The 3,436-nt window shown below is 43.1% G+C and carries 4 protein-coding genes; all 4 read left to right on the top strand.

The window, feature by feature from the left end:
• The coding region (locus CKY02_RS26045) for a VENN motif pre-toxin domain-containing protein (RefSeq protein ID WP_240002124.1) at positions 1 to 1,550 on the top strand (1,550 nt) is incomplete at its 5' end.
• Complete coding sequence (locus CKY02_RS22605) at positions 1,547 to 2,035, top strand: hypothetical protein (protein ID WP_112896967.1); 489 nt, start codon at positions 1,547 to 1,549, stop codon at positions 2,033 to 2,035. The genes CKY02_RS26045 and CKY02_RS22605, both read left to right, overlap by 4 nt.
• A 462-nt stretch (positions 2,036 to 2,497) precedes the next feature.
• Entirely contained in the window at positions 2,498 to 2,770 is a 273-nt protein-coding gene (locus CKY02_RS26040; RefSeq protein ID WP_112896966.1) for a hypothetical protein, read from the top strand.
• A complete protein-coding gene (locus tag CKY02_RS22590; RefSeq protein WP_112896965.1) occupies positions 2,767 to 3,084 on the top strand; it encodes a hypothetical protein in 318 nt (105 codons plus the stop codon). Before CKY02_RS26040 ends, CKY02_RS22590 begins: the two co-directional genes overlap by 4 nt.
• The last annotated feature ends 352 nt before the right edge of the window (positions 3,085 to 3,436 follow it).

Genomic DNA, 3,436 nt, shown 5'->3' with positions numbered 1-3,436 from the left:
CTGCTTTACAGGCGGCTACCGCGGCCATTCAGGGACTCGCGGGCGGAAATATGGGTCAGGCACTGGCGGGCGGCGCTTCCCCTTACCTGGCCGGGGTGATTAAAGACCTGACTACCGACCCGAAAACTCATCAAGTCGATGTCGTCACCAATACTCTGGCCCATGCCATTCTGGGGGCAGTGGCCGCCGAAGTCAGTGGTAACAATGCGCTGGCGGGGGCAGCAGGAGCGGCAGGCGGTGAACTGGCCGCCCGAGAACTGATGAAGCATATTCACGGAGAAAATGCTAAAGTCAGTGACTTAAGTGAAGAGGAAAAACAGACCATCAGCACCCTCTCCACCCTGGCGGCAGGGCTGGCAGGCGGCATTGCCGGTGACTCTACCGGCAGCGCCGTCACCGGGGCCCAGGCCGGGAAGAATGCGATTGAGAATAACTTCCTGACGGCCAAAGATGTCCACGAACTGAAAGAGGAACTGCTGGAAGCAGAAAAGACGGGCGCAAATAAGCAAGCGATTTACGACAAGTTTAAAGAGCGTAGCGAGAAAAACCGTCAGGAAGGCGTGGCAAATGACTGCTCCCATAATCCGGGCTGTGTGGTGTCCGTTTGGGAAATGATGAACTCGGGAACAGATGCCGCCAGTGGCCTGAACCGGACTTCATTCTTCTCCAGTCTCAGTAGTGAGGAGATGGCACAGTTAAACCGCTTTGTACAGGCAGAGAATGCAGAAAGTGCCCAGGCGATTTACCAGTCACTGCCAGATGTGGTAAAGAAGGTTGTTGAAGGCAAGGAGTTTGCGGAGCAGTTTGGTGTAATGCCGAAAGTGGGCAACAGCGGGATAATTGGGCTGGGAATAGCCGGGAAGAAGCCTCAGTCACAAGGTACCCCAGAATCTGCCACTAAACCGGGGAATCACTCGGGCACGGAAACCGCGCAAACACTGCATAACCAAACTGGGAATACAGAGGCAAAAGGGACTAACTCATCCACAAGTCAACAGGTTAATGCTAGAAATGGGGAGTCAAAAGCACCTAATACCCAAAATGTAAAACATGCGAATAAGACTTTTGAAATTAAGTCACTTCCTGATATGCACGGTAAAGAGCATATTACTGCCGTAAAAGGTGATGCCAAGATACCAGTTGATAAAGTAGAACTTTATATGCGAGGTAAAGCAGCGGGTGATCTTGATGCACTCAAAAAAGAATACAATGCATTGAAAGAATTACGAATTAGAAGCCAAAAGGAATTTGCTAAGAATCCAGAAAATAAGGCGAATTTATCTATTTTGGAGAAGAAAATTCACAATGTTGAGCGTTCTCAAGAAATGAATAGGGTGCTAAATAATGCAGGTCTTCCTGATACTAAAGCTAATAACCATATGATAATAGATAAACTGCTGGATTCAGCAAAAAGCATTACACCTGAAAACAGAAAAACGTCTGTCGTTGTTTCAGGAAATAATGGTGAGGTTAGAGTTTATGCAACTTGGACAATTTTGCCTGATGGTTCGAAGAGATTAGCGACTGTTCAAACAGGAATTTTCAAATGACAGCAAGAATAAAACTTATTGAATTGATTACAGGATTAAATAGTTATCTTGAACATGGCTATGTGAATGCAAATTCATACGAAGATCCTTCTGACAATGCGATAGATTATTTAGGCGAGTTGTTATTGAAAGACTCTGAATGTTGTTTGGATTTTTGTATAAAAATCCTAAACGTAAATCTTTTGCATAGTGAGTCAGTCAAATCTATTGCTTTGGATTTTTTGATGTTATCGGAATCCAATTGGCAAGATGCTTTTGATTATTTGCTCAATAAAACTGAATCATTGTCTATTCCCGAATTAGAAAAGGCATTGTTCTACTTCTATTGTGCAAAAAATGAACCTAAACCATATCCTGTACCTGAGGGGCTTTTTGATAAATTGGTAGGGAGATATCGGGTATTAAAAACTGAACCTGATGCAAATTTTTATCATCTACATGAAACGTACAATGATTTTGTTAAAGCATATTCATTGGAACTTTGACTGATACAAGATCCCAGCCAAGCGCTGGGATCTTCCCTTTTAGCCGTCAGTTATTCTCAACGAGCCGGATAATCAACTGTCCAGCCTCGCTAGTATTGGTGATCAGTTTTACCATCGGTAAGGCCAAACAAAAAAAGCGAATTTCAAAACCGAACACCATCGCGTGAGTATCAGCACAGGTGGCTCAGCCGGGATACCGACCATGATAACAATGCCCTCAGCCCTATCTTTGATAAAGAGAAAGAGCAGCAACGGCCGAAATCATCGCCAACAACAAAGGGAAGCACAGGTACGGCTGTTAATACAGAGAAAACGGCGCTGGAAAAGATTGGGAAAAACAGTCAAGGCACAACGAATCTGGGTGATAAATCGGCTAATACTGTTTATCATCAACAGATTATCAAAAATGCTGAAAAGATATCTACCGCGAAACTAGGACAACAAGTTGCTGCGCCAAGGGATTTGAATGAGCAAACTTTCTGGAAACAGGTTGAATCAAATCCGTCACAGGGAAGTAAATTGTTAGGTATGAATAAAGATCCCTGTTTTCCTACAGCGGCTGGTTTTCAGAAAATGGAAGCAAAACATAGGCTCCCTAATGGACAAACAATAACTATCCATTACCAGTACAACTCAAATACTGGTAAAGCCTATGACATGAAAATTACTACTCCTCAGAGAATCCAACAGGATCCTAAAAAGGTAATAGATTCAATAAAGGATAATGTTAAATGAAAATACAAGAATCAGATGGCTCTATTGTTGATGTTTTTGCCATATATTGGTTTGGTGATGAAACATATTTTTATGGGTTACCACCAAATTATGGAGGTTTACAGGCATATAAGTCTCATGAAGTCTCAGTTATCGATACAACGATATGTTTTAAAACTGTTTTTTTCTCAAATGATGATGCTAAAAGTGTTCATCATTGGGCATTAATAGAAGAACAGTTGCTGGACGATCTACTTGAATTAGATGAAACTGCGTATCAACGCTTTTTGGCAATCCTAAAGGCGGAAGGTAATATAGAACAGGATTTTTGTTAATTAGGCGTCCCGGTCAATGGCCGGGAGCTTCCTGCTTTTAACCGTCAACTATTCTCAACAAGCCGGATAATCAACTGTCCGGCCTCGCTGGTATTAGTGATCGGTTTCACCATCGGTAAGGCCAAACAAAAAAATCGGATTTTAAAACCGAACACCATAGCGTGAGTATCAGCACAGGTGGCTCAGCTGGCAGCATGTTCCTCAGTAATCTGGCGGCCAATACCCCTGTCTTTCCTACACAAATATTTTAACCCGCCCCCTCGTTATTGAACTTTTACCTCATAGATTGATCCCAATAAAAAACACGACTTGAGGTAATCTTTATGTTTTCAACCTGCGCCGAACAATGGGC

It is taken from the genome of Photorhabdus bodei (genome assembly GCF_003287735.1).
Lineage (GTDB): Bacteria > Pseudomonadota > Gammaproteobacteria > Enterobacterales > Enterobacteriaceae > Photorhabdus > Photorhabdus kayaii.
This window is presented reverse-complemented; position numbering and strand designations above follow the sequence as displayed.

Coding starts and splice junctions, on each gene's coding strand:
- CKY02_RS22605 (WP_112896967.1), top strand. CDS start 1,547: ATGACAGCAAGAATAAAACTTATTGAATTGATTACAGGATTAAATAGT.
- CKY02_RS22590 (WP_112896965.1), top strand. CDS start 2,767: ATGAAAATACAAGAATCAGATGGCTCTATTGTTGATGTTTTTGCCATA.